This window comes from Actinoplanes awajinensis subsp. mycoplanecinus (genome assembly GCF_001509495.1).
Classification (GTDB): Bacteria; Actinomycetota; Actinomycetes; order Mycobacteriales; family Micromonosporaceae; genus Actinoplanes; species Actinoplanes palleronii.
Map to the genome: position 1 here is coordinate 35306 of NZ_LLZH01000304.1, position 25771 is coordinate 61076.

General features: G+C 72.8%; 20 protein-coding genes. 10 read left to right on the top strand and 10 right to left on the bottom strand.

Annotated features, from left to right (window positions below; all coding sequences use genetic code 11):
• Window positions 1-6: 6 nt before the first annotated feature.
• The 3 genes from ADL15_RS37185 (at window position 7) to ADL15_RS37195 (ending at window position 8419) form a co-directional block, all read left to right on the top strand.
• Window positions 7-5295 (top strand): DUF3320 domain-containing protein, encoded by a 5289-nt coding sequence (locus ADL15_RS37185; protein WP_067701501.1) that lies wholly within the window; start codon window positions 7-9, stop codon window positions 5293-5295.
• 357 nt (window positions 5296-5652) lie between these two features.
• A complete protein-coding gene (locus ADL15_RS37190; protein WP_067701504.1) occupies window positions 5653-6861 on the top strand; it encodes an acyl-CoA dehydrogenase family protein in 1209 nt (402 codons plus the stop codon).
• Between the two features lie 13 nt (window positions 6862-6874).
• Window positions 6875-8419, top strand: coding sequence for an AMP-binding protein (locus ADL15_RS37195; protein WP_067701506.1), 1545 nt, complete (start codon window positions 6875-6877; stop codon window positions 8417-8419).
• On the opposite strand, the gene ADL15_RS56645 is transcribed toward ADL15_RS37195, so the two are convergent.
• Entirely contained in the window at window positions 8416-9000 is a 585-nt protein-coding gene (locus ADL15_RS56645) for a hypothetical protein (protein ID WP_067701508.1), read from the bottom strand. The genes ADL15_RS37195 and ADL15_RS56645 overlap by 4 nt on opposite strands.
• 37 nt (window positions 9001-9037) lie before the next feature.
• Between ADL15_RS56645 and ADL15_RS37205 the strand changes: the two genes are divergently transcribed.
• A complete protein-coding gene (locus ADL15_RS37205) occupies window positions 9038-9805 on the top strand; it encodes a M23 family metallopeptidase (RefSeq protein WP_232344780.1) in 768 nt (255 codons plus the stop codon).
• Here the strand turns inward: ADL15_RS37205 and ADL15_RS37210 are convergent.
• Genes ADL15_RS37210 through ADL15_RS37220 form a run of 3 tightly spaced genes read right to left on the bottom strand, consistent with a single transcriptional unit; the run spans window position 9765 to window position 14787 of the window.
• Complete coding sequence (locus ADL15_RS37210) at window positions 9765-10472, bottom strand: HAD family hydrolase (protein WP_067701511.1); 708 nt, start codon at window positions 10470-10472, stop codon at window positions 9765-9767. The two genes, ADL15_RS37205 and ADL15_RS37210, sit on opposite strands and share 41 nt — an antisense overlap.
• A 7-nt stretch (window positions 10473-10479) precedes the next feature.
• Complete coding sequence (locus ADL15_RS37215; protein ID WP_067701514.1) at window positions 10480-11481, bottom strand: radical SAM protein; 1002 nt, start codon at window positions 11479-11481, stop codon at window positions 10480-10482.
• A 45-nt stretch (window positions 11482-11526) separates the two neighbouring features.
• On the bottom strand, window positions 11527-14787 hold the full coding sequence (locus ADL15_RS37220; RefSeq protein WP_157441834.1) for an SIR2 family protein: 3261 nt from the start codon (window positions 14785-14787) through the stop codon (window positions 11527-11529).
• A gap of 141 nt (window positions 14788-14928) precedes the next feature.
• On the opposite strand from ADL15_RS37220, the gene ADL15_RS37225 reads away from it, so the two are divergent.
• Window positions 14929-15477, top strand: a complete 549-nt coding sequence (locus tag ADL15_RS37225; RefSeq protein WP_067701519.1) for a hypothetical protein — start codon at window positions 14929-14931, stop codon at window positions 15475-15477.
• On the opposite strand, the gene ADL15_RS37230 is transcribed toward ADL15_RS37225, so the two are convergent.
• Both ADL15_RS37230 and ADL15_RS37235 read right to left on the bottom strand, forming a co-directional pair.
• Window positions 15455-16318 carry a MaoC family dehydratase gene (locus tag ADL15_RS37230; protein ID WP_067701522.1) on the bottom strand — a complete coding sequence of 288 codons (864 nt, stop codon included), beginning with the start codon at window positions 16316-16318 and terminating at the stop codon, window positions 15455-15457. The two genes, ADL15_RS37225 and ADL15_RS37230, sit on opposite strands and share 23 nt — an antisense overlap.
• Window position 16319: 1 nt before the next feature.
• The gene (locus tag ADL15_RS37235) at window positions 16320-17660 is read right to left on the bottom strand and encodes a 3-oxoacyl-ACP reductase (RefSeq protein ID WP_067701524.1); all 1341 of its coding nucleotides are present in this window, start codon (window positions 17658-17660) and stop codon (window positions 16320-16322) included.
• 69 nt (window positions 17661-17729) lie between these two features.
• On the opposite strand from ADL15_RS37235, the gene ADL15_RS37240 reads away from it, so the two are divergent.
• On the top strand, window positions 17730-19007 hold the full coding sequence (locus ADL15_RS37240) for an acetyl-CoA C-acetyltransferase (protein ID WP_067701526.1): 1278 nt from the start codon (window positions 17730-17732) through the stop codon (window positions 19005-19007).
• A gap of 3 nt (window positions 19008-19010) precedes the next feature.
• Here the strand turns inward: ADL15_RS37240 and ADL15_RS37245 are convergent, their stop codons facing one another.
• The 4 genes from ADL15_RS37245 to dhaM form a co-directional block, all read right to left on the bottom strand.
• The gene (locus ADL15_RS37245; protein WP_067701528.1) at window positions 19011-19586 is read right to left on the bottom strand and encodes a hypothetical protein; all 576 of its coding nucleotides are present in this window, start codon (window positions 19584-19586) and stop codon (window positions 19011-19013) included.
• A 31-nt stretch (window positions 19587-19617) separates the two neighbouring features.
• Window positions 19618-20970 carry an endo-1,4-beta-xylanase gene (locus tag ADL15_RS37250; RefSeq protein ID WP_067701530.1) on the bottom strand — a complete coding sequence of 451 codons (1353 nt, stop codon included), beginning with the start codon at window positions 20968-20970 and terminating at the stop codon, window positions 19618-19620.
• A gap of 138 nt (window positions 20971-21108) precedes the next feature.
• Window positions 21109-21369: an HPr family phosphocarrier protein gene (locus ADL15_RS37255; protein WP_067701533.1), complete on the bottom strand. Its 261-nt coding sequence runs from the start codon at window positions 21367-21369 to the stop codon at window positions 21109-21111.
• Window positions 21353-21736: a dihydroxyacetone kinase phosphoryl donor subunit DhaM gene (gene dhaM, locus ADL15_RS37260; RefSeq protein WP_067701536.1), complete on the bottom strand. Its 384-nt coding sequence runs from the start codon at window positions 21734-21736 to the stop codon at window positions 21353-21355. The genes ADL15_RS37255 and dhaM overlap by 17 nt, the downstream gene beginning before the upstream one ends.
• A gap of 65 nt (window positions 21737-21801) precedes the next feature.
• On the opposite strand from dhaM, the gene dhaK reads away from it, so the two are divergent.
• The 4 genes from dhaK (at window position 21802) to ADL15_RS56650 (ending at window position 25759) form a co-directional block, all read left to right on the top strand.
• Window positions 21802-22794 (top strand): dihydroxyacetone kinase subunit DhaK, encoded by a 993-nt coding sequence (gene dhaK / locus ADL15_RS37265; protein ID WP_067701539.1) that lies wholly within the window; start codon window positions 21802-21804, stop codon window positions 22792-22794.
• Between the two features lie 2 nt (window positions 22795-22796).
• Window positions 22797-23417: a dihydroxyacetone kinase subunit DhaL gene (gene dhaL, locus ADL15_RS37270; protein WP_198171179.1), complete on the top strand. Its 621-nt coding sequence runs from the start codon at window positions 22797-22799 to the stop codon at window positions 23415-23417.
• Between the two features lie 61 nt (window positions 23418-23478).
• Window positions 23479-25047: a methyl-accepting chemotaxis protein gene (locus tag ADL15_RS37275; RefSeq protein ID WP_067701542.1), complete on the top strand. Its 1569-nt coding sequence runs from the start codon at window positions 23479-23481 to the stop codon at window positions 25045-25047.
• A gap of 52 nt (window positions 25048-25099) precedes the next feature.
• Entirely contained in the window at window positions 25100-25759 is a 660-nt protein-coding gene (locus ADL15_RS56650; RefSeq protein WP_067701545.1) for an acetoacetate decarboxylase family protein, read from the top strand.
• Window positions 25760-25771 lie beyond the last annotated feature (12 nt).

Here is a 25771-nt window from a genome sequence, read left to right on the forward strand (position 1 = left end):
GGGCACATGCGGCGCGATGAAGCAGATGGACAGCTCGGGCCGGGCGACGACGCCCGCACGGCGCTCGCCGCCTGGCGCGCCGGGATCGGCGACCCCGGCGCCGCGGACCGGCTCCTCGATCTTCCGAGGGCCGGCGCCGACCTGGTGGAGATCACCGGCCCGGGCCCGGCCGCGGTGACCGACCGGCTGCGGCGGGGGCGGGACTGGTCGTTCGGGCCGGGTGGCGCCGAGCGGCTGGAGACCGGGCTGCCCGCCGACACCCTGCAGACCCTGCTGCGGCACCTGCGCCGGCACTCCCACCAGGAGAGCCTGGACCACGGCGAGGACGTGCTGCACCTGGCCACCGGCCTGCTGCACTGGCAGGACGCCGACGGCGCCCGGCACGCCAGCCCACTGCTGCTCACCCCGGTCGAACTGGTCGCCCTGGGCCCCGGCGACGTGCCCCGGCTGCGTGCCGGCACCGGCGACCCGGTGCTCAACCCGGCTCTCGCGCACCGGCTGGAGCCGCTCGGCGTCGAGCTCACCGCCGACCTCGACGAGCTGCGCAAGCGCCTCGAGGGCAGGAACGGCTGGCGGATCGCCGACGCGGTCGTGCTGGCCCGCTTCGACCTGGCCGGCGAGGCGATCCGGCAGGACCTGGCCGAGCACGAGGACCTGATCCTGGCCCACCCGGTGGTGCGCGCGCTGGCCGCCGAGGACGGCGACCTGGAGTTCGAGCCGATCGGCGCCGACCGGCTCGACGAGGCGGAGACCCCGCTGCTGCTGGACGCGGACGCCGCCCAGCGGGCCTGCGTCGCGGCCGCCCTGGACGGGCACAGCTTCGTGATCGACGGGCCGCCCGGCACCGGCAAGTCGCAGACCGTGGCCAACATGATCGGCGCGCTGGCGCATGCCGGGAAGCGGATCCTGTTCGTCTCGGAGACCGCGTCCGCGCTCGACGTGGTCCAGCACCGGCTGGCCGCGGCCGGGCTCGGCAACTACCTGCTCGACCTGCACGGGCACCGGGCCGGGCGCAAGCAGGTCGCCGCGACCCTGGCCGCCGCGCTCGAGGCGGTGCCGCTGCCGTCGCCCGGGATGGACGAGCTGGACCGGCAGACGCTGCGCGACCGCCGGGAACGGCTGGACGCCTACGCGACGGCGGTCAACGAGGACCGCGCCCCGCTCGGGCGGAGCCTGCACGACGTGCTGGGACGGGTGGCCGCGCTCACCGGCGTACCCGATGGTCCTGTTCCTGCATGGCAGCCTCTGGCCCTGACCGACGACGTCCTGGACCGCATCCGGACCGCCACCGACCGGCTGACCGGCGCGTGGCGGCCGGCCACCGAGCGCAGTGGCTTCCGCTGGCGTGAGGTGATCGAGAAGGAGCCGCTCGGCGCCGCGCTGCAGGACGCGCAGCTCGCGCTGGAGGTGCTGACCGAGGCCACCGACGGGTACGCCGCGCTCGCCACCGCCTTCCACCTGCGGCTGCCGGTGGACGTCGCCGAACTGGCCGACCTCGCCGGTGCCGCCGCCGGGCGGCCCGCCGAGGTCGCCGACGCCTGGCTCACCGCGGCCGGCCTGCGCCCGGTCCGCGAGGCCGTGCAGACGCTGACCCGGCAGCTGGCCGAGATCCGCGCCGCCGAGGAACTGGCCCGCGAACGCACCGGCCTGCCCGCCGCCGAGCTGGCGCAGCAGGACGTCACCGCACTGCCGGAACGGCCCGCGCTGGACCCGCCCGCGATCGACCTGGCCCCGCTCACCGCGCCCGCCGCCAAGGCCCTCGCGGGCCGGTTCGCGGTGGACGCCGACGAGCTGGAGCACCAGCAGCGCGACCTCGACCGGATCACCAGCCGGCTCGGCCTGCCCGACGTGGTCAGCTTCTCCGACGTCGAGCTGGTCACCGTGGTCGCCGAGCTCGGCTCCCGGCCGGACAAACCCGAGCCGGCCTGGTTCGGCCCGGGCGCGCAGGCCGGCGTGCACGCCGCGGCCGGCCAGCTGCGGCGGCACGTCGAGGCGGTCGCCCAGGCCAGGGCGCAGGCCCGCGAGTACTTCACCGAGGCGGTGCTGCACGAGCCGGTCGAGGACCTGGCCGAACGGTTCGCCACCGTGCACCGCGGGCTGCGCCGGTTCCTGGCCGGGTACCGCTGGGACAAGGAGACCGTGGCCGCGCTCGCCGAACCCGGCGTCAGCGCCGAGGCGGCCGTCGCCCAGCTGCCCCTGGCCGTCGCCTGGCGCCGCGCCAACGAGGGCCTGGTCGCCGCGGAACGGCAGCACGCCGCCCTGCTCGGCCGGTTCTGGAAGCGGCTCGACACCGACTTCCTGGCGATCGGCCGGGCCCTGGAGACGGTCAACGAGGCACTCCGGGTCACCCCGCCGGAAGCCGTCCCCGCGGTCATCGAGTACGTCTGCAACCGCGGTGGCGACGGCGAGACGCTGCGCGCGGTCACCGAGGCCCGCGACGTGTTCCGGCACTGGCGCGGCACCCTGCGCCCGGCGCCGGAGGCGGCGGCCCGGCCGGAACTCGGTCACGGCACCATCGCCGCGGCGATCGGCTGGCTGCGCGCGCAGACCGGTCCGCTGCAGGCCGCCGCCGAAGCGCTCGGGCAGCTCGGCAACGTGGCCGGGCGGGAACTGGACCTGGCCGAGGCGCAGGCCATCGCCGAGGTGCGCGGCACCGTGCTCGGCACCGCGCAGGAGCTGGCCGAGAGCGCGCCGGCCCTGGCCGCCGCGCTGGGCGACGTCTACCGCGGCCGCGACACCGACCTGCGGGCCGTGGACCGGGCGCTCGACTGGGCGGCGCACGCCCGGACCCTGCGCAGCGGCGCCGACGTGGCGCTGACCCCGGACCAGGCGGCCGCGCTGGCCCCGGCGCCGGCGGCGGTGCCGGCCGGTGAGCTGCGCACCCTGATCGACGGCTGGCAGCAGGCCCGGCAGCGGATCCTGGACGCGTTCGGCCCGGCCCGGCAGGTCCGCCTCGGCACCAGCCTGGACCGCTACGAGACCGCCCGGGACCTGCTGCGCGACCTGCACGACGACGACAGCGGCCAGCGTGAGTGGTTCGACTACCTGGCCGCCCGCGAGGTGCTCGCCGAGCACGGCGTGGACACCGCCGTCGACTTCTGCGCCGACCACGGCGTCGAGGTCGGCCGGCTGCGCCCGGTGATCGAGCGGGCGCTCTTCCGGGCCTGGGCCGACGCGGTCATCGAGGGCGACGAACGGCTCGCGCCGCTGGCCGCGATCGAGCGCAACGAGCTGGTCGAGGAGTTCCGACGGCTCGACGCCGAGCTGGTCCAGGACGCGGCCGGCACGATCATCGAGGCGGTCAACGCGCGGCGCCCGGCGGTCACCGCCGACGGGGCGCCCGCGGTGATCCGCGCCGAGGGACTCAAGACCGATGGTCACCTGCCGGTCCGTGAGCTCCTGGACCGTACGTGGGAGGCGACCGCCGCTCTCAAGCCGTGCTTCGTGATGCCACCCGCGGCGGTCAGCCGTTACCTGCCCGCCGAGCGCCGCTTCGACGTGGTGATCATCGACGAGGCGTCCCGGATGACCCCGGCGGCCGCGGTGGCCTGCGCGTACCGGGGTGACTCGCTGATCGTGATCGGTGACGACGCCCAGCTGCCCCCGGCCGGCGGCCGTACCTCGGTGCTGGTGGCCGCGAACGACTCGGCGGCCTTCACCCGGCTCGCCCTGACCCGCCACTACCGCAGCCGGCACGAGTCGCTGATCGCGTTCGCCGGCCGGACGTTCTACCAGGGCCGCCTGGTCACCTTCCCGAGCGCGCACCCGGCCGGCCCGGACCTGGGCCTCGCGCTGCTGCCCGCCGTCGACGCGCCGGTCGAGGCCGCGCTGGTCGCCGAGCGGGTCGCGCACCACTTCAGCACCCGGCCCACGCTGTCACTCGGCGTGGTCACGCTGACCGCCGGGCAGGCCGACGCGGTCGCCGACGCCGTCGACACGGTCCTCGGCGCCCGCCCCGACCTGGAACGGTTCCTCGGCGACGACCCGCTCACCGGGTTCTTCGTCAAGCCCGCCGACGCGGTGCAGGGCGACGAACGCGACGTGATCATCCTGTCCACCGGCCCGGACCCGGCGGCGGCGGGCGGCCCGGCCGGCGCGCGCCGGCTGGACGTGGCGATCACCCGGGCCCGGCAGCGGGTCGAGGTGGTCACCTCGATCCCGGAGAGCCGGCGCGAGGAGCCCGCCGACGAGGGCGAGCGGTGCCTCGCGGCCTATCTCGACTTCGCCTCCGGCGCCACTTCCGGTGACGCCTCCGCCGCCGCCGACGCCGGGCCGCTTGCTGACGCGGTCGCCACCACCGTCGAGGGCTGGGGTTACGCCGTCACGCGCCAGGTCGGCGCGGGTCGATGCCGCATCGAGATCGGGGTACGGCACGCCGACCCGGCCGTCGACGCCTACGCCCTGGGCATCCAGTGCGACGGCCCCTCCTACGGCGACGCCGCCGTGGCCCGGGACCGGGACCGGCTCCAGGAGCAGGTGCTGCACGGCCTCGGCTGGCACCTGCACCGGATCTGGAGCGTCGCCTGGTACTCCGGCCGCGCCGAGGAGGAGGCCCGGCTGCGCACCGCGATCGAGAACGCCCTCGCCGTGCCGGACGTCTTCGCCGAGCCCGACCTGGACCTGGTCACCCGGCCCGCCCAGCGTCCGGAGTGGGCGCTGCCCTACCGGAACGCCGAGCTGGAGGCGCTGCCGCCGTCCGCCCGGGTCAACGACCAGGTGGTCCGGGCACTGCTGGTGCGCACCGTGGAGCGGATCGCCGAGGTGGAGGGGCCGGTGCACATCGCCGTGCTGATCCGCCGGATCCGCGAGGCGTGGGGGATCAGCCGGGTCACCCAGCCGATCCGCCAGGCCGTGGAGTCGGCGGTCATCGAGTCGGCCGCCGGGTTCGACGGCACGTTCGTCACCGCGGCCGAGGCGCCGATCCCGGCGGTCCGGGTCCCCGGCGACGGGGTGGCCCGCAAGCCGGAGCAGGTCGCCGAGTCGGAGCTGCAGCTGGCCCTGGAGTACCTGGTGCTGGACGCCGGCCTGGTGGAGAGCGACGACCTGCTGGCCGCGGCGGCCCGGCTGTTCGGCTGGAACGCCAACAAGGCGGGCGCGGCCCGGCTGGCCGCGATGCTCGACGACCTGGTGGCGGGCGGCCGGCTGATCGCGCACCGCAACGGCCTGATCGCCGCACCGGCCGACGACCTGCTCGACCTGCCCGACCCGGCCACCCTGCCCCGCCGCGACGACGCCCTGCCCTCCACCGCGGACGCGTCCCACGCCGGGTCGGAGAGCTCCAGCACGAACCGGTGAGCGGCGGGGCGACGGGTAGCACCGCACGTCCCGACCCCGGCTGGCCCTCAGGGCCGTTATCCGCTTGTTTTACGGGCCGTCAGGGCCAGCTGCGCGTGCCGGGCTGGTCCTGACGGCCGTTATGGGGCTGTTTTACGGGCCGTCAGAGCCAGCTGCGCGTGCCGGGCTGGTCCTGACGGCCCTTATGGGGCTGCTTTAAGGGGCGTCAGAGCCAGCTGGTCCCGGTTGCCCGCCGACCGCGGCGCGAGCTGGGCATCCCGTAGTTGAAAACCTCGGGGGGTTGTGATGTGGGTTACCCGGACCGTAGGGTTACCGGCGAGTTAAGTCGCCGTCACGCGCGAAGGGACCGGCCCCGCTGTGGAGTTCTGGCTCGACCTCAACGAGGAACAATCCGATCTGCGCGAGTGGGTGCACGGCTTCGCCGAGTCGGTGATCCGGCCGGCCGCGTCCGAGTGGGACGAGCGCGAGGAGACGCCCTGGCCGGTCCTCCAGGAGGCCGCCAAGATCGGGCTCTACGGCTTCGAGTTCCTGATCAACACGTGGTCGGACAGCACCGGGCTGTCGCTGCCGATCGCCAACGAGGAGCTCTTCTGGGGTGACGGCGGGATCGGCATGGCGATCTCCGGCACCTCGCTCGCGGTCGCCGCGATCTACGGCTCCGGCACGCCGGACCAGCTGGTCGAGTGGGTGCCGCAGTGCTTCGGCGACGAGGCCGACCCCAAGGTCGCCGCGTTCTGCAGCACCGAGCCGGAGGCCGGGTCGGACGTCGGCTCGATGCGCAGCCGCGCGGTCTACCACGAGGCCTCCGACGAGTGGGTGATCACCGGGCAGAAGGCGTACGCGACGAACGGCGGCATCGCCAACGTGCACGTGGTCACGGCCAGCATCGACCCGTCGCTGGGGTCGCGCGGGCAGGCCGCGTTCATCGTCCCGCCCGGCACGAAGGGGCTGGCCGGCACGAAGAAGCTGAAGAAGCTCGGCCTGCGCGCCTCGCACACCGCCGACGTGTTCTTCGACGAGGTGCGCGTCCCGGGCAGCTGCCTGCTCGGCGGCAAGGAGGCCCTCGACGAGCGCCTGGCGCGGGCGAGGTCCGGCACCCGGAACAAGAATTCCGCCATGCGGACGTTCGAGCTGTCCCGCCCGGCGGTCGGCGCGCAGGCGATCGGCATCGCTCGCGGCGCCTACGAGTACGCCCTGGAGTACGCGAAGAACCGCGTCCAGTTCGGCCGCCCGATCATCGAGAACCAGGCGATCGCGTTCGCCCTCGCCGACATGCGGATGGAGATCGACGCCGCTCGCCTGCTGGTCTGGCGGGCCGCCTGGATGGGCCGTAACGACAAACCGTTCACGGCCGGCGAGGGCTCGATGTCGAAGCTGAAGGCCGGCGAGGTGGCCGTCGCCGTCACCGAGAAGGCGGTGCAGATCCTCGGCGGCGCCGGCTACCTGCGCGAGCACCCGGTGGAGCGGATGTTCCGGGACGCCAAGATCTACACGATCTTCGAGGGCACGTCGGAGATCCAGCGCCTGGTCATCTCCCGCGCGATCTCCGGCATGCAGATCCGCTGACGGGGAGCCGACCGTGGACGCGCTCTTCATCGGCGGCACCATGCTGCGCCGCGGCCTGCTCACCCCGGGCAACCCGGCCCGGATCGTCCGGCAGTTCGCCGCCCTCGGCCGGTGGGGCTTCGGCCTGGCCGGGGAGCTGCGCCAGGCCGCCGCGCGCAGTCCGCAGCAGATCGCGATCATCGACGATCAACGGCAGATTTCGTACGAGACACTGCTGGACCGTGCGGAGCGCCTGGCCCGCAGCCTGCCCGTGGCGCCGGGCGAGCGGGTCGGCCTGCTGTGCCGCAACTCGGCCCGGATGATCGAGGCGCTGATCGGGGTGACCACCCTGGGCGCCGACCCGGTGCTGATGAACACCGGCCTGTCACCGCACCAGCTGGCCACGGTCGCGAAGGATCAGGGTCTGCGGGCGCTGATCCTCGACGACGAGTTCGCCCCGCGGGTCGCGCTCGTCGACGGCGTGGAGAAGATCGGCGAGGAGCGGTTCGAGCAGCTGATCGCGGGTGCCCCGGCGGCGGTGACGCACCCGCCGGAGCGCCCCGGCCGTACCATCGTGCTGACCTCCGGAACCACCGGCGTGCCGAAAGGGGCCCGGCGGCCGACACCCGGCGGATTCCGCCCGCTCTGCTCGGTGATCGACCGGATCCCGTTGCGGGCCCGCGACCGGGTGCTGATCGCCGCGCCGCTCTTCCACACCTGGGGCTTCGCCGGCCTGCAGATCGCCCTCGCGTTGCGCGCCACCGTCGTGCTGCGCCGCAAGTTCGAGCCGGCCGCGATCCTCGACGACCTGGACCGGCACGGCTGCCACGGCATGATCGCGGTGCCGGTGATGGTCCAGCAGCTGATGGAGCTGCCGCCGCCGGCGCGCCGACCGGCGTTGCGGGTGGTCGCGGTCAGCGGTTCGGCCCTGCCCGGCGGCCTGGCCACCAGGTTCATGGACCGGTACGGCGACGTGCTCTACAACCTCTACGGCTCGACCGAGGCGTCCTGGGCGTCCATCGCGACGCCGGCCGACCTGCGGGCCGCGCCGCACACCGCGGGCAGGCCACCCTACGGCACGAGGGTCGCGGTGCTCGGCGAGAACGGTGAGCCGGTGCCGGCCGGTGCGGTGGGCCGGCTGTTCGTCGGCAACGAGATGCTGTTCGAGGGGTACACCAACGGGTCCGCCCGCACCATGCACGGTGGACTGCTGGCCACTGGCGACCTGGGCCACCTGGACGCCGACGGCCGGGTCTTCGTCGACGGCCGCGAGGACGACATGATCGTCTCCGGTGGGGAGAACGTCCACCCGGCCGAGGTGGAGGACCTGCTCGCCGACCTGCCGCAGGTGCGCGAGGTGGCGGTGATCGGCGTGCCGGACGACGAGTACGGCCAGCGGCTGGCCGCCTATCTGGTGCTGCGCGACGGCGAGACGCTCGACCCGGAGGCGGTCCGGGAGCACGTCCGGCAGCACCGGGCCCGGTTCAGCGTGCCCCGGGACGTGGTCTTCCTGGCGGCGCTGCCGCGCAACGCCACCGGCAAGGTGGTCGGCCGCGAGCTGCCCCGCCCCGCGGCCTAGAGAACGACCACCAGGGCGAGCCAGCAGGCGAAGGTGATCGCCCAGGCCTGCCAGTAGGGGCGCTCGGAGAAGCCCATCGAGCGCGCCTTGCCGGCCCGCAGGTAGGCGAAGATCAGGCCGAAGATGCCGAGCAGGAGCGTGAGCACGACCACCGGCCAGACGGACGGCCGCGGACCGGCGATCACCGGCGGGCCGTAGCCGTAGGGGCCGGCCTGGGGCTGGCCCGGCATCATCGGCGGGGCGGCGACGGGGTATCCGGGCTGCGGGTAGCCGGACTGTTGCGGGTAGCCGGGCTGCGGCGGGTAGCCGGGCTGGGCATAACCGGTCTGTGGCGGGTAGCCGGGCTGCGCGTGGACGGCCTCGGCGTAACCGGGCTGGGCGTAACCGGCCTGCGGGGGATAGCCGGGCTGCGGGTAGGCGGGCTGGGGGTAGGCGGTCTGCGGTGGATAGCCGGGCTGGGCGTGGACGGCCTCGGCGTAACCGGGCTGGGCGTAGCCGGCCGGTGGGTAGGTCGCCGGGGCGGGCATGGGCGGTGCGTAACCCAGCGGAGTGCTCACGTCGGTGTGCTGACTGTCCGGCACGGCTGATCCCCTCGGCGGTGGGCGGTTGGTGACGGCCATGAGGATCGACAGCGTCCCGCCGGACCTGAGCGGTCAGCCGGTCCGGTCCGGACCCGGCATGCTGGAGACCATGACACCCCTGCTGCTGCCGTTCCGGGGCACCTGGATCGTGGAGAACAGCCCGGCCCGCCGGGTGCCCAGTCACGGCACGACCGCGTTCGGGTCGAGCCACGCCATCGACTTCGTCGCGGTGCGCGACGGGCGGACCGCACCGGTCCGGGACTGGCGGACCGCGGTGGCGACCGAGCCGGTCGACCGGTTCTACGCCTTCGGCCAGGAGATCCTCGCCCCGGCCGGCGGCCTGGTGGCGGCCGTTCAGGACGGTGTGCCCGACCTGGTGGCCCGGCGTTCACCCGTGGCCCGGATGCGGTACGCGCTCACCCAGCTCTCCCGGGCCCGGCAGGGCGCGCGGGGGCTGGCCGGCAACCACGTGATCCTCGACCTCGGCGGGTCGTTCCTGGTGGTCGCGCACCTCCGGAACGGCACGGTCGCGGTGCGGGCCGGCGAGACGGTGACCGCCGGCCAGCCGATCGGCCGGTGCGGCAACTCCGGCAACTCGACCCAGCCGCACGTGCACCTGCAGGTCATGGACCGGCTCGACCCGTTCGCCGCGACCGGCCTGCCGATCCTGTTCCGGGACTACGTGCTGCACCACCCGGACGGCACCGAGCAGTTCGTCGCCCGCGGGCTCCCGGACACCGGCACCGTCGTCGAGGACCGGAGCCTCAGTGGTCGCGCCGGCGCCGCTGACGGGGCACCGCGGTGAACTGCCGTACGTCGGCGATGTCCTTGATCTGGAACCGGGCGGTGCTCGGCCGGTGCGAGCGGACCAGGTGCACCGCGCGGATCCCCGCGCTGGCCGGCCCGAGCACGTCGGCGGCGAGGCTGTCGCCGACGAACAACGCGGACTGCGAGGTCGCCCCGGCCGCCGCCAGCACGCGCCGATAGATCTCCGGTTGCGGTTTGCGCAGGCCGGCCCGGGCCGACGACACGACGACGTCGACCATGTCGAGCAGCCCGCAGTCGGCCAGGTCGTCCTCCAGGTCCCACGACCAGTTGCTGCAGACCGCCACCTTGACGCCGCGGTCGCGCAACTCGGCGAGCAGCTCCATGACGCCCGGCAGCGGCGCCATCCGGCCGGGGTGCAGCTGCTCCAGCGCGGGGACGATCAGCGGCGCCGACCCGGTGGTCACCCCGAGCGCGGCGACCTCGTCGAGGGTGTTCGCGCACCAGGCCAGATAGGACGAGCGGGAGGCGGACGGGTCCCGATGGACCAGGCCCTCGCTGAGCCGCTGCAACTCGGGGAGCGTGCTCGGTGGCACGCCCCGCCGCTGCAGGCCGGTGGCGAAAGTGCCGTGCTGCCCGGCGCGGGGAAGCACGATGGTGTTGAACGCATCGAAGATGGTCAGTCTGACGTCAGCGTGAGCGGCCACGATGGAGTCATAACATCAGCCGATTGTAGATGCACAGCGGTGTGTAGCCGTCGTCACTCGACCGGAACGGGCAGCCGGTGCAGTCGTGGGCACGGGAGAGCTCGGTGTCGCCGGCGCGGGAGTAGAGCGTGCCGGACCGCCACTCGTAGGCGCTGCGGCTCTCGCTCTCCACCAGCAGGCCGCAGGAGAAGACCGCTCCGCTCGGCAGGAACTGGAGATTCGCCCGGTCCCGTACCGCGCAGTAGTCGCGGTCCTCGCCGGGCAGCCCGTACGCGTAGCTCAACTCGACGTCGACCACGTAGTCCGGCCGGGGTGGCCGGTACCGCCGGACGACCTCGAGCACCTGGGTGCGCCAGTCGGCGGGGCTGACCACCTCCCCGGCGGCGTGCAGCCGGCCCCGGCCGACCGCCGAGTACCAGTGGACGTTGAGCCGCTGCGCGCCCATCCGCTCGGCGAAGGCCAGCATCTCGGGGAACTCGGCGAGGCAGGAGCGGACGACGGTGCAGTTGATGTCGTACGGGATGCCGGCGTCCTGGAGTTGCCGGATGGTGGCCACCGCGTCGGCGAAGGCGCCGCGCCCGCGCAGCCGGTCCATCGACTCGTCGGTCGGCGCGTCGATGGACACCGCGACCCGGCTCAGCGCCGCGGCGACCGCGGGATCGGCGAGCGCGGCCCGGAACCGGCGGCTGCCGTTCGTGACGGTACGCACCCGGTGCCGGGCGGACGCCAGCCCGACGATCTCCGCGAAGTCGGGGTGCAGGGCCGGCTCACCGCCCAGGATCGTCACCTCGTCGGCCGGCTCGGCCCAGGCGACAATGGATCGCACCATTTCCACCGGCATGCGTTCCCGGCCGTCCAGGAATGCGTCCGAGAGGAAACAGAACGTACACCTCCGGTTGCAGAACGAAGTGATGTACAGGTCAATACTGTTGAGCTTGAAAGCATTTGCGTCCCACGAGTCGCTTCCCGCCTCGGGCCGCATGGTGGGCACGCCGAGAAGTTCGGTCATGAGGATTCCTCAGCAGGTGGCGATACGTCGGCAGAAGGCGGCAGACTATCGGATGGTCGCAGCATCATGGTAGAACCACGCACCGATTATCTCGGCAATTCGCCTGCTCGAGTCCTCGGGAATCTGATGGAGCTGCGCGGCGAAGGCCGGCCAGGACATCGTCGTGTCGTCCGGGTTGCGCAACGCGGGCACCGCGCCGTCCGAGGCGAACTCGGTGAGCCGGTTCGCGACGTTGAAGATCCACTCGAGCAGCGGGGCGCCGGTCTGCCACGAGCCCGCCGAGCGCACCAGCAGGCGCTCCAGATCGTGCAGGCCGAAGGTGCCGTACCGCCAGAGCTCGTTGATCTCCCAGGGGTTGTCGGGTGACTGCAGGCGCGGCACGTAGATGCTGGCGATCGGCACCACGTCCCGGCGCGCGCTCCACAGGTCCCACATCTTCTGCTCGTCGACGCCGCCGAGCGTGACCACCGGGCGATCGCGGTGCCGGTGCCGCTCCTGCGCCAGGTCGAGGGCCAGCCAGGTGTAGAGCGGGCGGAGCAGCCGGTTGGCGGCCGAGGTGTGGTCGACGATGGTGGCGCCCCGGTCCGCCTTGACCACCTTGGTGGCCAGGAGCGCGTCCAGCGCCGAGTTCTCCCGGGAGAACAGGTCGGTGCCCAGCCGCCACAACCGGGCCGAGAGCTCCGCCTCCGGGATCGACTTCAGCATTTCCTGAATGCGGAATATGCGTGGCGGCTCGTGCGCGCCGCACCTTTCGAACCATCCGGAAACCGCGTCGGCGAACTCCTCCGCGCGTTCGTCGGCATACCGGGTGGTCATGTCGGTGTCGTCGAGGTGCAGTTCGATCGGCACATTTCTCTTGCTGAGCAGCGCGGCGGTCAGCGCGTGCACACCGTGGATGAGATGCGGATGGCGGAGACGGTGCGGCCAGAACACGAAATTCGGTACGGTTTCCGGCCGGACATGACTGTGGCCGAATTGATAGCGCTGACTCAGCTGCTTCACCGTGCTGTAGAACGTCGGGTGGACGGCCGGCGGCTGCCGCCTGTTGTTGAGTTTCTCGCCGAGAATGCGGAAGAGGTCGTCCGCGCTGACACCGTAGAACGGCATCACGCCGCGCTGGTCGTACCGGCCGAAGAACTCGGAGAGCTCCGGGTCGACGTTCGGGTGTTCCGGCCGGGGTTCGTAGACGCCCCAGAGCACCTCGGCGCCCTGGTCGTACTTCTCCTCGCCGCCTCGGCCGAAGTGCTGGTGCAGGGTCCGCTGGATCAGGCCGTCCCAGCCGCTGTAGCCGAGCACCAGCAGGCGGTTGCCGCGCAGGATCGAGGTCAGCCATCGTTCGAGGTGGCGGTGGGGCTGCCCGATGTCGGCCGGGTAGTGCAGCGAGCCGGTGTGCGGGGTGCCGTGCAGATGGACGACCGTCCAGCGTTCGGTGCCGCCGCCGAGGTCGGTGACCGGGTCGCCGGGTCCCCGGACGGCGCGGCTGGGGCCGAGGTCCAGCCCGGCCCGGCGCAGCGCCACCTCCAGCAGCGGGTCGAAGTTCGTGGTGAGCAGGAACGGGTGGACGTTGCGGCCGTGCTGACGCAGCAGGCCGGCCAGCAACGTCAGGCCCTCGGTGCTCTGCCAGCCCGCCGGCGTGCCTTCGAGCTGCCGGTAGTCCGGGTCCGGCATCGCCTCACCGGTCAGCGGGGGCGGCTTGCCGGTGTCGTGGGCCTGCAGGCTCACCTGTTGCAGGAAGGCGCGCAGCCCGTCCGTGCCGCGGACCTCGCGGATGAAGTCCAGCGCCTCGACGTACTTCGAGATCAGCGACTGCTGGACGCCGGGGTTGACCGATCGGGGCTCGTTGGGGTCGGTCCGGGGGCGGGTCAGGCGTTCCCGGTCGGCGAAGTCCAGCGCCCAGGTGGTCAGCCGGGCCACCCGGGGCACTCGCGCCGCGGTGATCCCCGCGCCGACCAGGATGATCAGCTTCCGTTCGTCCTTGGCCGTCAACGCCTCCCGCAGGATGCTGGCCAGGCGGTGCAGGTCGTCCTCCGGGCTGTCGCCGGTCGCCGGTGGCGCCTGGTACGGCCGTGTCCCCGGCGTCCCGGCGTGCCCCGCGGTCGCCGGTCGCCGGGTGACGGCCGGAGCGCGGTGTCCCGGCGGGGGCAGGAACGGCGCCAGCGCCCGCGCCGCCACCTCGAGGTTCCACCAGCGGAGGTGGTCGGCGACGTCCGGCCGCGACACGGTGCGCAGGGCCGACGCGCCGAGCACGAGGCGGTGCTGCCGCTCCCAGCGCTCGACCGATCGGTGGTCGGCGGCCCAGAGCGCTGCCGACTCGTAGACCTGCCGGGCCACGGCGACGAAGCCCGCGGTGGAGACGGCGCCGTGGTACCCGCGGGGGTCGGTGATCAGCTGGGCGACGGCCGTTCGCACCGGTGAGTCCGTGCTGAGGTTGGCCAGCCAGCCCTCGGCGATGGCGAGCAGCAGCTTGGCCGGGTCGCGGGACAGCGGTGTGGTGATGCTGAACCGGCCGATGTCGATCAGACGGAACCGGCTCGCGTCGGCGCCGTCCCGGACGACCGGAACCATGATGTTGCCGGGATGCAGATCGCCGTGCCCGCGTCCACGGAAGACGGTCACCCGGCCGGGCCGGCCGTCGTCGCCGCTGAGCAGGAGGAGCGGATTGGTCAGGGGTTCGCCGTCGTCGGGGAAACGGACGACCGGTGGCGGGTCGTCGCGGTCCCAGCCCTGGCCCACCGCGAAGGCGCGCAGGTCGGACACCCGGGAGGTGAGGTCGTTGCGGAGGAAGTCGGCCGGGGTGTGGTCGGTGTGGCGGGGCTCGTTCTCCGGGGTGTTCCACTCCCGGGCGAGCGCGGTGAGGATCACCGCGCAGTAGTCACCCAACCGGGTGTCCTCGGTGACCGTGGAGAGCGCGCGCAGCTGCTCGGTGCCCGCGTGCGCGACGTCCTGCAGGTGGACCCATCGCCCGCTGTCGCCGGGCAGGGCGCTGACGTGCAGGGTGCGGGTCAGGTGTGCGTCGACGAACGCCGCGGGGCCGGCGTCCGCCGCGATGCCCACCGCACGGGACTCCCGCTGGGCCAGGTCCGGCGGAAGGATCTTGAGGATGGCGCCCGAGGTCCCGCCGGCCACCCGTTCGAGCGCCACGCTGGCCACGTGGGAGTCGCTCCGGCCGTCGGTGTTCCAGCCCAGCAGCCGCACGTCGAAGTGCTGGCCGCGCGCCCACTGCACCAATCCGGCGAAGACGTCCCTGGGCAGGGCTTCGCGCCACGTCTCGAGCGGGGTCAGTTTGCCGGCAGAGTCGTCGCTCACGTCGATCGGCACCGTCCTGCGATGATGAAGCCCTGCCGACACTGAAGCACACGCACGGTGATCAAACAATCGCCGGAGCTGGGGGCTCGCGTGGGATATCGATCGAAACCCGTCTCTGAACCGGCTGCCGGTGCCGACACCTTGACCCTGCTGCGCTGGCACCTGGACCGGTACGACCGGCTGCGCGCGTCGACGGTCAGCCGGGCCGCCGTCGTGCTGAGCGCGAGCGGCCTGGTCTCCGCGGCGTTCGCGGTGACCATCACGCAGCTGGTGGGCGACCGGTTCGCCGCAGTGCCGATCGCCTTCTACGCCCTCTGCGGCGTGATCGCGCTGACCGGCGTCGTCCTGGTGGTGGTCGCGATCTTCCACGCGACCGACGTGCTGACCACGCCGCGCGGCAGCAGCGCCATGTTCGCGCAGAAGGGTGCCATCCCCAGCAGCCCGGTCTTCAACAGCACCCAGACCGCCCGGGACATCGGCTCCTTCGCCGAGTTCTCCACGGTCGTGGACGGTCAGACCGGGCCCCGGGCGGCCGAGGCGGCCAAGGCCGAGCTGTGGATCTGCATCCTGCAGCACCGCTACCGCTACGAGCACATGCGCCGCGCGGTGCGGTTCCTCCGCTACGCGGCGGCGGTCCTGCCGGTGCTGGTGACCGCGGTCATCGTGCTCAGCGCGGTGTATCGCCGCTGACCGGCGCGGTGATCGTGCCGGTCAGGTGCGGGCGCTTCGACCGCACCGCGAAGCCGACGCCGTCGCCGGTCGCCGCGGAGGTGAAGCGGACCGTGGACGGCAGCAGGATCGGCTGCTTGAACGCGACGTCCACGGTGTACGCCGCCGGCAACCGGCCCTCCAGCGCCGCGAGGCAGCGCGCCTTCGTCCACATGCCGTGCGCGATCGGGCGGGCGAAACCGAACACCTTCGCGCCCAGCCGGGACGTGTGGATCGGGTTGCGGTCACCGGAGACGGCGGCGTAGTCCGTACCGATGCGGGTGGGCAGTCGCCAGAGGGCGCCGCCGGCGGGCAGCGGATCCGGACCGGCCGCAGCCGGGGTGGTGGAGGCGGACTCCTTGCGGAGGTACGTCGACACGCCCTGCCAGGCGACCGAGCCGTCCACCGACGCGGTCGCGACGATGTCGAACTGCCGGCCGCGCGGATGCTCGCGCAGATCGGTCGCGCGGACCGTGAGGTCGAGCCGGCTGCCCGCGTCGATCGGCCGGTGCACCGTGATCCGGTTCGTCACGTGCACCAGGCCGATCAGCGGCAGCGGGAAGTCGGCCGCCGACATCAGCCGCATGGCCAGCGGGAACGCCAGCACGTGCGGGTACGTGGCGGGCAGCGCGTCGGTCAGCCGCAGGCCGCAGACCCGGTCGTAGCGGGCCAGGTGCGCGCGGTCCACGGTGACGCCGCGGTGCACCAGTTCGACGTCCGGCAGGGCGCTGCCGCGGCGCCGGCCGGGCAGCAGGCCGAACGCGGCCCGCGCGTACGTCACGCCGGTGCCCGGGCCCCCGGTCAGTTCGACGACGGCGACCACGTCAGGCCCCCAGCAGACTCTGGCCGCAGACCCGGACCACGGTGCCGCTGATCGTCGCGGAGCCCGGCGACGCGTACCAGGCGATCGTCTCGGCCACGTCGATCGGCAGGCCGCCCTGCGACATGCTGTTCAGCCGGCGGCCGGCCTCGCGCAGGCCGAGCGGCATCTTCGCGGTCATCGCGGTCTCGATGAACCCGGGCGCCACCGCGTTGATCGTGATGTCCTTGCCGGCCAGCAGCGGGGCGGTCGACTGGACCAGCCCGATCACACCGGCCTTGCTGGTGGCGTAGTTGGTCTGGCCGCGGTTGCCGGCGATCCCGGCGATCGACGCGACACCGACGATCCGGCCGCCCGGCTTGATCAGCCCGCGCTCCAGGAGCAGGTCGTTGACGCGTTCCGGCGCGGTCAGGTTGACGCCGATCACCGAGTCCCAGCGGCTCTCGTCCATCCGCGCGATGGTCTTGTCCCGGGTGATGCCGGCGTTGTGCACCACGATGTCGATGCCGGCGTGCGGCCCGGCGGCCAGGTAGCCGGCCAGCCGTTCCGGCGCGTCGGCCGCGGTCAGGTCGAGTTGCAGGGCCCGGCCGCGGGCCTTGTTCGCCACGTCGGCCAGGGCGTCGCCGGCGCCCGGCACGTCCAGCGCGATCACCTCGGCGCCGTCGCGGGCCAGCACCGCCGCGATGGCCGCGCCGATGCCCCGGGCCGCGCCGGTGACCAGCGCGAGCTTGCCGTCGAGGGGTTTCGCCCAGTCGGCCGGTGCGGGCGCGGCCCCGGCGCCGACCCGGATCACCTGGCCGGACACGTAGGCCGAGCGGCCGCTGAGCAGGAACCGCAGCGTCGACTCGACGGACTGCTCGCCGCCGGGCGCCACGTAGACCAGCTGGCTGGTGACGCCGCGGCCGAACTCCTTGCCGATGCTGCGGGTCAGACCCTCCAGGCTCCGCTGCGCGGTCGCCTCTTTCGCCGAGGCGGTGGCTTCCGGTGGGGTGCCCAGCACGATGACCCGGCCGGAGACGTTCAGGCTTCTCGCGTACGGGTGGAAGAAGTCGAACAGCGCCCGCAACTGGGTCGAGTCCACGATGCCGGTGGCGTCGAAGACCAGCGCCGCGTGCCGGGCACCCTCGGCGGCGGTCGCCACGACCTGCACGCCGATGCTCTCCAGCAGCTTGCCGGCCGGTTCGGCGAGCCGGCCACCTGGCGCCGCGCCGAGCAGCACCGGGCCGTCCGCGACCGGGTCGCCCGGACGGTACCGTCGCAGCCGGGGCGGGTCGGGCAGCCCGAGTCGCTTGACCACGGTCCGGCCCAGCCCGGAGTTGGCGAAGTTCGCGTACCTGTCAGCCATGCGAGTACCCTACCGGTCAGTAGCTTTCCTGCTATGGGATGACTCAGCTTCGATATCTGGAGGAACGCCGTGCCTGCCGTGCGTCGCGTCGCCGTCCTGGGCGGTAACCGTATCCCGTTCGCCCGGTCGAACAGCAGGTATGCCGCCGCCAGCAATCAGGACATGCTGACCGCCGCGCTGGACGGGCTGATCGCCCGGTTCGGGCTGGCCGGCGAGCGCCTGGGCGAGGTCGTCGCCGGCGCGGTGCTCAAGCACTCCCGCGACTTCAACCTGACCCGGGAGACCGTGCTCGGCTCGCGCCTCGACCCGCAGACCCCGGCGTACGACATCCAGCAGGCCTGCGGCACCGGCCTGGAGGCGGCGATCCTGGTCGCCAACAAGATCGCGCTGGGGCAGATCGAGGCCGGTGTCGCCGGTGGTGTGGACACCACGTCGGACGCGCCGCTGCAGGTGAACGAGGACATGCGGCAGGCGCTGCTGGAGCTGAACCGGGCCAGGACGCTCGGCGCCCGGCTCAAGGCGGTCGCCAAGCTGCGCCCGCAGCACGCGCTGCAGCCGGAGATCCCGCGCAACGCCGAGCCGCGCACCGGGCTGTCGATGGGTGAGCACGCCGCGCAGACCGCGCTGACCTGGCACATCGAGCGGCAGGCGCAGGACGAGCTGGCCCTCGACTCGCACCGGCATCTGGCCGCCGCGTACGACAAGGGTTTCTTCGACGATCTGATGACGCCCTATCTGGGCCTGACCCGCGACCAGAACCTGCGGGCGGACAGCAGCCTGGAGAAGCTCGCGAGCCTCAAGCCGGTCTACGGCAAGGAGGGCGCCACGATGACGGCGGGCAACTCGACGCCGCTCACCGACGGCGCGTCCACCGTGCTGCTGGCCTCCGAGGAGTGGGCGGCCGCGCACTCGCTGCCGGTGCTCGCCTACTTCGCCGACTCGCAGGCCGCCGCGGTCGACTACGTGCACGGCGACGAGGGGCTGCTGATGGCGCCGGCCTACGCGGTGCCCCGGATGCTCGCCCGCAACGGCCTGACCCTGCAGGACTTCGACTACTACGAGATCCACGAGGCGTTCGCGTCGCAGGTGCTGTCCACTCTGGCCGCCTGGGAGTCGCCGCAGTTCTGCAAGGAGAAGCTGGGCCTGGACGCGCCGCTCGGCACGATCGACCGCGCCAGGCTGAACGTCAACGGCTCCTCGCTCGCGGCCGGTCACCCGTTCGCCGCGACCGGCGGCCGGATCGTCGCGACCCTGGCCAAGCTGCTCGCCGAGAAGGGTTCCGGCCGCGGCCTGATCTCCATCTGCGCGGCCGGCGGCCAGGGCGTGGTCGCGATCCTGGAGCGCTGATCTTTAATCGGGCGGGCAGCGGAGTTTGCGGGCCTGGAAGAACATCTCGGTGTCGGCGTCGGTGTCGCCCGTGAGGTTCTCGTCGCAGTTGAAGATGCCGCCATTGCCGCCGGCCCGCCACGACGTGATCGTGCCGGCGCTGGTAGCGCCGCCGCAGGTCCAGGTGAACGGGGCGTCGACGGTCCGGATCCACTCGATCGACACGAACCGGCCGACGGCGTCCGTGCTGCCCGAGTCGCCGGTAGAAGGATGGTGCACCGTGCCGAGGTCGACGAGCGGCTTCTCGGCGCCGACCTGCGCGGCGAACTGCCGGTAGACCTCCGCGGCGGGCACCCCGGCATCGGCCTGGACCGCGGCCGTGCGGGTGGCGATCTCCTCATATACGTCGTCGAACTTCTGGTTCTTGACGGTCGCCTCGTGCACCGGCGTCACCCCGGTGAGCAGGTTGCCGGAGGTGACCGTGCCGAAGGTGGCCTGCCCGCCCGAGCACACCGGAACGGGCGCCGGCTCCTTCTCGCCGGTGTCGGTGCAACCGGCGAGCAGGAGCAGCGGGACGAGAGGGAGGGGCCGCCAGTTCATCTCCTCATGATGACGGCCCCTGTCGACTCGGTCAGGCGCTGGTGCAGGTAGGCGTACCGGACGGGGCGGACCCGGTGCCCTGGAACCCGAAACTGGTGCTCGCCCCGGCCGCGACGGCGCCGTTGTAGGACACGTTGCTGAACGTGACCGCGCCGGTGGAGCCGGACGCGGTGCTGCTCCACGAGTTGGTGATCGCGGCACCGGTGGGCAGCGTGACCGCGACCCGCCAGCCGGTCAGCGCGGTCGTGCCGGCCTTGACCGTCACGGTGGTGACGAAGCCGCCGGTCCAGGCGTTCGTGGACAGCGTCGCGGTGCAGCCGGCCGTGCCGCCGCCACCCGGGGCGGAGCTGCTGGCCGACGGGGTGGGGCTGCTCGGGGAGGTGGTCGCGCCGAACGCGGAGATCACCGACGTGTACGCGGCCTTGGGGTTGCCGTTTCCGTCGAAGAGCAGCGGGGTGTCCGAGGCCCGCCACGAGTCCGAGTCCCGGATGCCCCAGACGGTGATCCCGGCGCACTTGCTCACCGCGAGACACGCCTGGACCACTTTGGCGTACGAGTCGGCCTGCGCGGTGCCCGACCCGGCGATGTCCAGCTCGGTGATCTGCACCTCGACACCCAGGTCGGCGAAGCGCTGCAGGTTGGCCTGATAGTCACTCGGCAGCGGCGACGCCGAGTTGACGTGCGACTGGAAGCCGACGCAGTCGATCGGCACCCCGCGGGCCTGGAAGTCCTTGACCAGGTTGTAGACCGCGGTGCTCTTCGCGTTGACGCCGTCGGTGTTGTAGTCGTTGTAGCAGAGCTTGGCGGCCGGGTCGGCGGCCCGCGCGGCCTTGAACGCGACCTCGATCCAGTCGTTGCCGGTCCGCTGCAGGTTCGAGTCGCGCCGGGCGCCGGTCGAGCCGTCCGCGAACGCCTCGTTCACCACGTCCCACGCATAGATCTGACCTTTGTAGTGGGTGGCGACCGCGGTGACGTGGTTGACCATCGCGCTGCGCAGCGCGGTGCCGGACAGGCTCGACGCCCAGCCGGGCTGCTGCGAGTGCCAGGCCAGGGCGTGGCCGCGGACCCGCTGACCGTTCGCCTTGGCGCGGGCCACGATGGTGTCCGCGCTGCTGTAGCTGAACGAGTTCTGGGACGGCTCGGTGGCGTCCCACTTCATCTCGTTCTCCGGGGTGACCATGGTGAACTCGCGGTCCAGGATCCCGGCGTAGACCGTGTCGCTGAGCTTGTACGCGGCGACGGCCGTACCGAAGTACTTGCTCTTCGCGGCGGCGGCCGAGCCGAGCGTGGTGGCCGCGTTCGCTGAGGGGGAGAGGGCGAGCACGGCGCCGGCGGTGACGGCGCCGGCGGTGAGGACGGTGAGGATGGCGCGCGATCGTCTCATGGGAGCTCCAGTCGGGGATCTGGAAGCATCGACAACTATCGAAGCCGATCGAAACGCTACCGACATGTTCCGGAAACCTCAACCGGTTCAGTGCATGGATCGCCAGTTGGCAGGCTCCGAAAGTTTCGGAGGTGTCGATCACTGGGCGCTGCGTAGCACCTCCGCGACGGCGTCGGCGGCCGCGACGGCGTCGGCGCCGGTGGCGACCACCGTCACCGTGGCACCCGCGACGGCGCCGAGCGACATCAGCTTGAGCGCGCTGCGGGCGGGCGCGGATCGGTCCTCATGTCGTACCGAAATGGTGTTGTCAAAGCGGGCCGCGGCCCGGACCACCTCGCCGGCCGGGCGGGCGTGCAACGCCGCCGGAAGGACCACCTCGACCTCAGAACTTTCCGACATCACGCGCCTCCCGGGCCGCCTCGGCGACCGTGTCCAGGTCGGCGCCGGCCGACGCGGTGACCGCGGCCGCGACCGCGCCCTCCACGAACGGCGCGTCCACCAGCAACGGACCCGGCGCGTCCTCGAGGACCGCGCGGGTGGTCAGCACCGCGCTGCCCAGGTCGGCCAGGATCACCACCCCGGCGCCGTCGTCGGCCCGGGCGATCGCCGCTGCGATGAGGTCCGGACTGGTGCCCAGATCGCCGTCGCCGGTCCCGCCGGCCGGTTCGATGCGCACCTCGTCCGTCGCGACCTGCCGCAGCAGGTCCCGCAGACCTGACGCCAACTGCTCGGAGTGCGATACCAGCACGATTCCCACAAGCCCCATGGATCTCGATGCTAGTAGGGGGAAGGATGCATGACGTGATGGCCTGACTACCGGAAGGCACCGTCGTGAAGAAATTCATCAACGATCCCGCCGACGTCGTGGCGCAGTCCCTCGCCGGGCTCGCCGCCGCCCACCCCGAGCTGCGGGTGGACACCGAGGAGCAGTACATCGTCCGGGCCGACGCCCCACGCGCCGGCAAGGTGGGCCTGGTCTCCGGCGGCGGGTCCGGGCACGAGCCGCTGCACGGCGGGTTCGTCGGGCCGGGCATGCTCGACGCCGCGGTGCCCGGCGAGGTCTTCACCTCCCCGGTGCCCGACCAGATCCTGGCCGCGACCAAGGCCGTCGACGGCGGCGCGGGCGTCGTGCACGTGGTGAAGAACTACACCGGTGACGTGATGAACTTCCAGCTCGCCGCGGAACTCGCCACCGACGAGGGGATCAGCGTCGAGACCGTGCTGGTCGACGACGACGTCGCGGTCGAGGACTCGACCTGGACCGCCGGGCGCCGCGGCACCGGCGCGACCCTGCTGGTCGAGAAGATCGCCGGGGCGCGCGCCGAGGAGGGCGGCAAACTCGCCGAGGTCGCCGCGATCGGGCGCGAGGTCAACGCCGCGTCCGGTTCCTTCGCGTACGCGCTGACCTCCGGTACCACCCCCGCCGCCGGCCGTCCCGGGTTCGAGCTGCCGGCCGACGAGATCGAGGCCGGGGTCGGCATCCACGGCGAGCCCGGCCGCCGCCGCGAGAAGCTGCGCCCGGCCAAGGAACTGGTCCGCTCGGCGCTGGACGCGATCCTGGACGCCAAGACGTTCACCGGGCCGGTGCTGCTGCTGGTCAACGGGCTCGGCGGGACACCGCTGATCGAGCTGTACCTGATCTACGGGGAGGCCTCGGCGTACCTCGAGGAGCGCGGCGTGGCGATCGCCCGGCAGCTCGTCGGCAACTACGTGACGAGCCTCGACATGGCCGGGATGTCACTCACCCTCTGCCAGGCCACCGACGAGATGATCCGCCTCTGGGACGCGCCGGTGCGTACCCCCGGACTGCGCTGGGGTGCCTGACCGTGGACGTCACGCTCGCCCGCGAGTGGATGCGGGCCGCCGCCGGTGCGATCGCCGCCGACGCCGACCTGCTCACCCGGCTCGACGCCGCGATCGGCGACGGCGACCACGGCGTGAACCTGAACCGCGGTTTCACCGCCGTGGTCGCCGCCCTGGAGAAGACCCCGCCGGACACCGTCGCCGACGTGCTGATCAAGGCGGGGACCACGCTGATGTCGCGGGTGGGCGGCGCGTCCGGCCCGATCTACGGCAGCGCCCTGCGCGCGGCCGGCAAGGCGCTGCCACCGACCGCCGAGGTGCAGCCGGCCGACCTGGCGGCGGCGCTGCACGCCGGACTCGAGGCGGTGCGCAAGCTGGGCGGGGCGGCGCCGGGCGACAAGACGATGGTCGACGCGTACGGCCCGGCCGCGGACGCCTTCGAGCAGGCGGTGGCCGGTGGCGCCGGCCTGACCGGTGCGGCCGCCGCTGCCGCCCGGGCCGCCGCGGCCGGTGCCGGGGCGACCACACCGATGCAGGCCCGCAAAGGCCGGGCCTCGTATCTGGGCGAACGAAGTATCGGACATCAGGACCCAGGTGCCACCTCGACCGCCCTTATCTTCCAGGCGCTTGCCGACGTTTCTTAGCTCCGGCCGAAACGCGCCGATTCAGCAGGTGTCAACCACATGCTGAGGAAAAGGTGCGGCGATGGGCATGAGCGGCGCGTTCGACAACCGATCGCTGCGGACCAAGATCGGTGCCGCGGCTCTCACCGCCACGGTAGGCGGCCTGATCGTGGGTGGTCTGTCGATCAGTACGGTCCACGACCTGAACTCCACCGCGGCCGCCGCCCAACGGCAGGCGATCAAGGTGGAGGAGGGTGTCGCCAGCTTCAGCACGAACGTCGAGGCGTTCTCCGGCAACAGCTCGGCGATCCAGCTCTACCCGACCCTCGCCGACGGGATCAAGAAGGTGATGGCCGCCAACCAGCAGGCCGTCGAGGACGCGCTGACCGCGCTGGCCGTCGCGCTGCCCGGTGACCCCACGGTCGCGCAGACCCAGGCGGACTGGAAGGCCTACCTGGCGTTCTTCGGCGAGGACCGGCGGACCGCCACGAAGGCGGAGCTGGACCAGGCGCTCATCGACTACACCAAGCTGCACGGCGCGCTCAGCACCGACGCGTCCGCGCTGCAGAAGCGGGCCGGCGAACTGTCCGAGCACCAGATCAGCGACGCGGCCACCTCCGCCTCCCGGGCCAGCTGGACCATCGCCGGGGTGCTCGCCGGCGGCGTGCTGCTCAGCCTGCTGATCGGCTTCCGGGTCGCCGGCCGGGTCCGCCACGACGTCCGCGGCGTCGCCCGGCTCGCCGAGGGACTCGCCGACGGTGACCTGACCCGTACCTCCGGGGTCGTCGGCCAGGACGAGGTCGGCCAGATGGCCGCCGCGATGGACAGGGGCATCGCCCGCCTCCGCGAGGACGTCGTGCAGCTGGCCGGCAGCGCGTCCACCCTGCAGCACGCCGCGGCCCAGCTCACCTCGGTCTCCGGCGCGGTCGACGCGGCCGCCAACGAAGCCTCCAGCCAGGCCGGCACGGTCTCCTTCGCGGCCGAAGCGGTCTCCGGCAACCTGCAGATCGTCTCGGCCGGCGCCCAGGAGATGGGCTCCGCGATCCGCGACATCAGCGTCTCCACCTCCGAGGCCACCGAGGTGGTGGTGCAGGCCGTACAGGCCGCCGCGGCCACCAACGCGATCGTGGCCCGGCTCGGCGCGTCCTCCGCCGAGATCGCCACCGTGGTCAAGGTGATCACCAGCATCGCCGAGCAGACCAACCTGCTCGCCCTGAACGCCACCATCGAAGCTGCCCGGGCCGGCGAGCTCGGCAAGGGCTTCGCGGTGGTGGCCGGCGAGGTCAAGGACCTGGCCCAGGAGACCGCCAAGGCGACCGAGGACATCTCCCGGCGGGTGCAGTCGATCCAGGCCGACACCAGCGGCGCGGTCAGCGCGATCTCCGAGATCAGCGAGATCATCGAGCGGATCAACGGCCTGCAGCTGACCATCGCGTCCGCGGTCGAGGAGCAGACCGCCACCACCCAGGAGATGAACCGGACCCTGACCGAGGCGGCTCACGGTGCCGGCGAGATCGCCAACACCATCACCGGGGTGTCCGAGGCGACCCGGCGCACCACCGACACGGTCGGCGAGACCCGGCGGGCCGCCGACGAACTGACCACGACGGCGAGCCAGCTGCAGAGCGTGGTCTCCCGCTTCCGCTACTGAGCGCTCCTGCTGCGTTCTTCCGCTCCTGACACATTGATGTCAGTGTTGGGGGATGTACCCGCCTGAGCCCTGGCATTTGCGCGGACAGATGTACCTCTCGGTCTTTTTGATCCCGATGCGCGCCGTGCCGCCGCTGCCCGAAACCTTGGGCGCGACGGTGCGGCCGTTGTCGTTCGGCGGCCGGGCCGCGGTCGGCGCCGCCTGGGTCCACTACCAGCCCGGCGGGGTCCTGCACTACCGCGAACTGCTCAGCGCGGTGCTGACCCACGAGCGCGGCCGGCCGCGGGTCAGCATCACCGACATCTGGGTGGACAGCGTGGCGTCCCGGGAAGGGGGGCGGCGGCTCTGGGGGATCCCGAAGGAGATCGCCGAGCTCCGGATCGACGCGGATGAGGACCTGGTGGACGCATCGGCCGCGACGCCGGAGGGCGGGGCGATCGGGTCGGCTCTGGTCCGGCTGAAGCGGCAGGTGCCGGGGCGGTTTCCGCTGGGGTTCACGGTGGCTCAGGCGTTGGGGGGCCAGGTGAAGCGGACGCCGGTGCGGGGGCGTGGGGGATTGCGGATGAGCGGTGCCGGGTGGCGGGTGGATCCGGCGGGGCCGTTGGGGTATCTGGCGGGGCGGCGGCCGGTGGTGAGTGTGGCGGTTACTGATTTTTTGTTGGTGTTTGGGGGGGCTGCTTTGGATTGGGCGGGGGCTCGTCCCCGTCCGTAGTTTGGCCTGCGG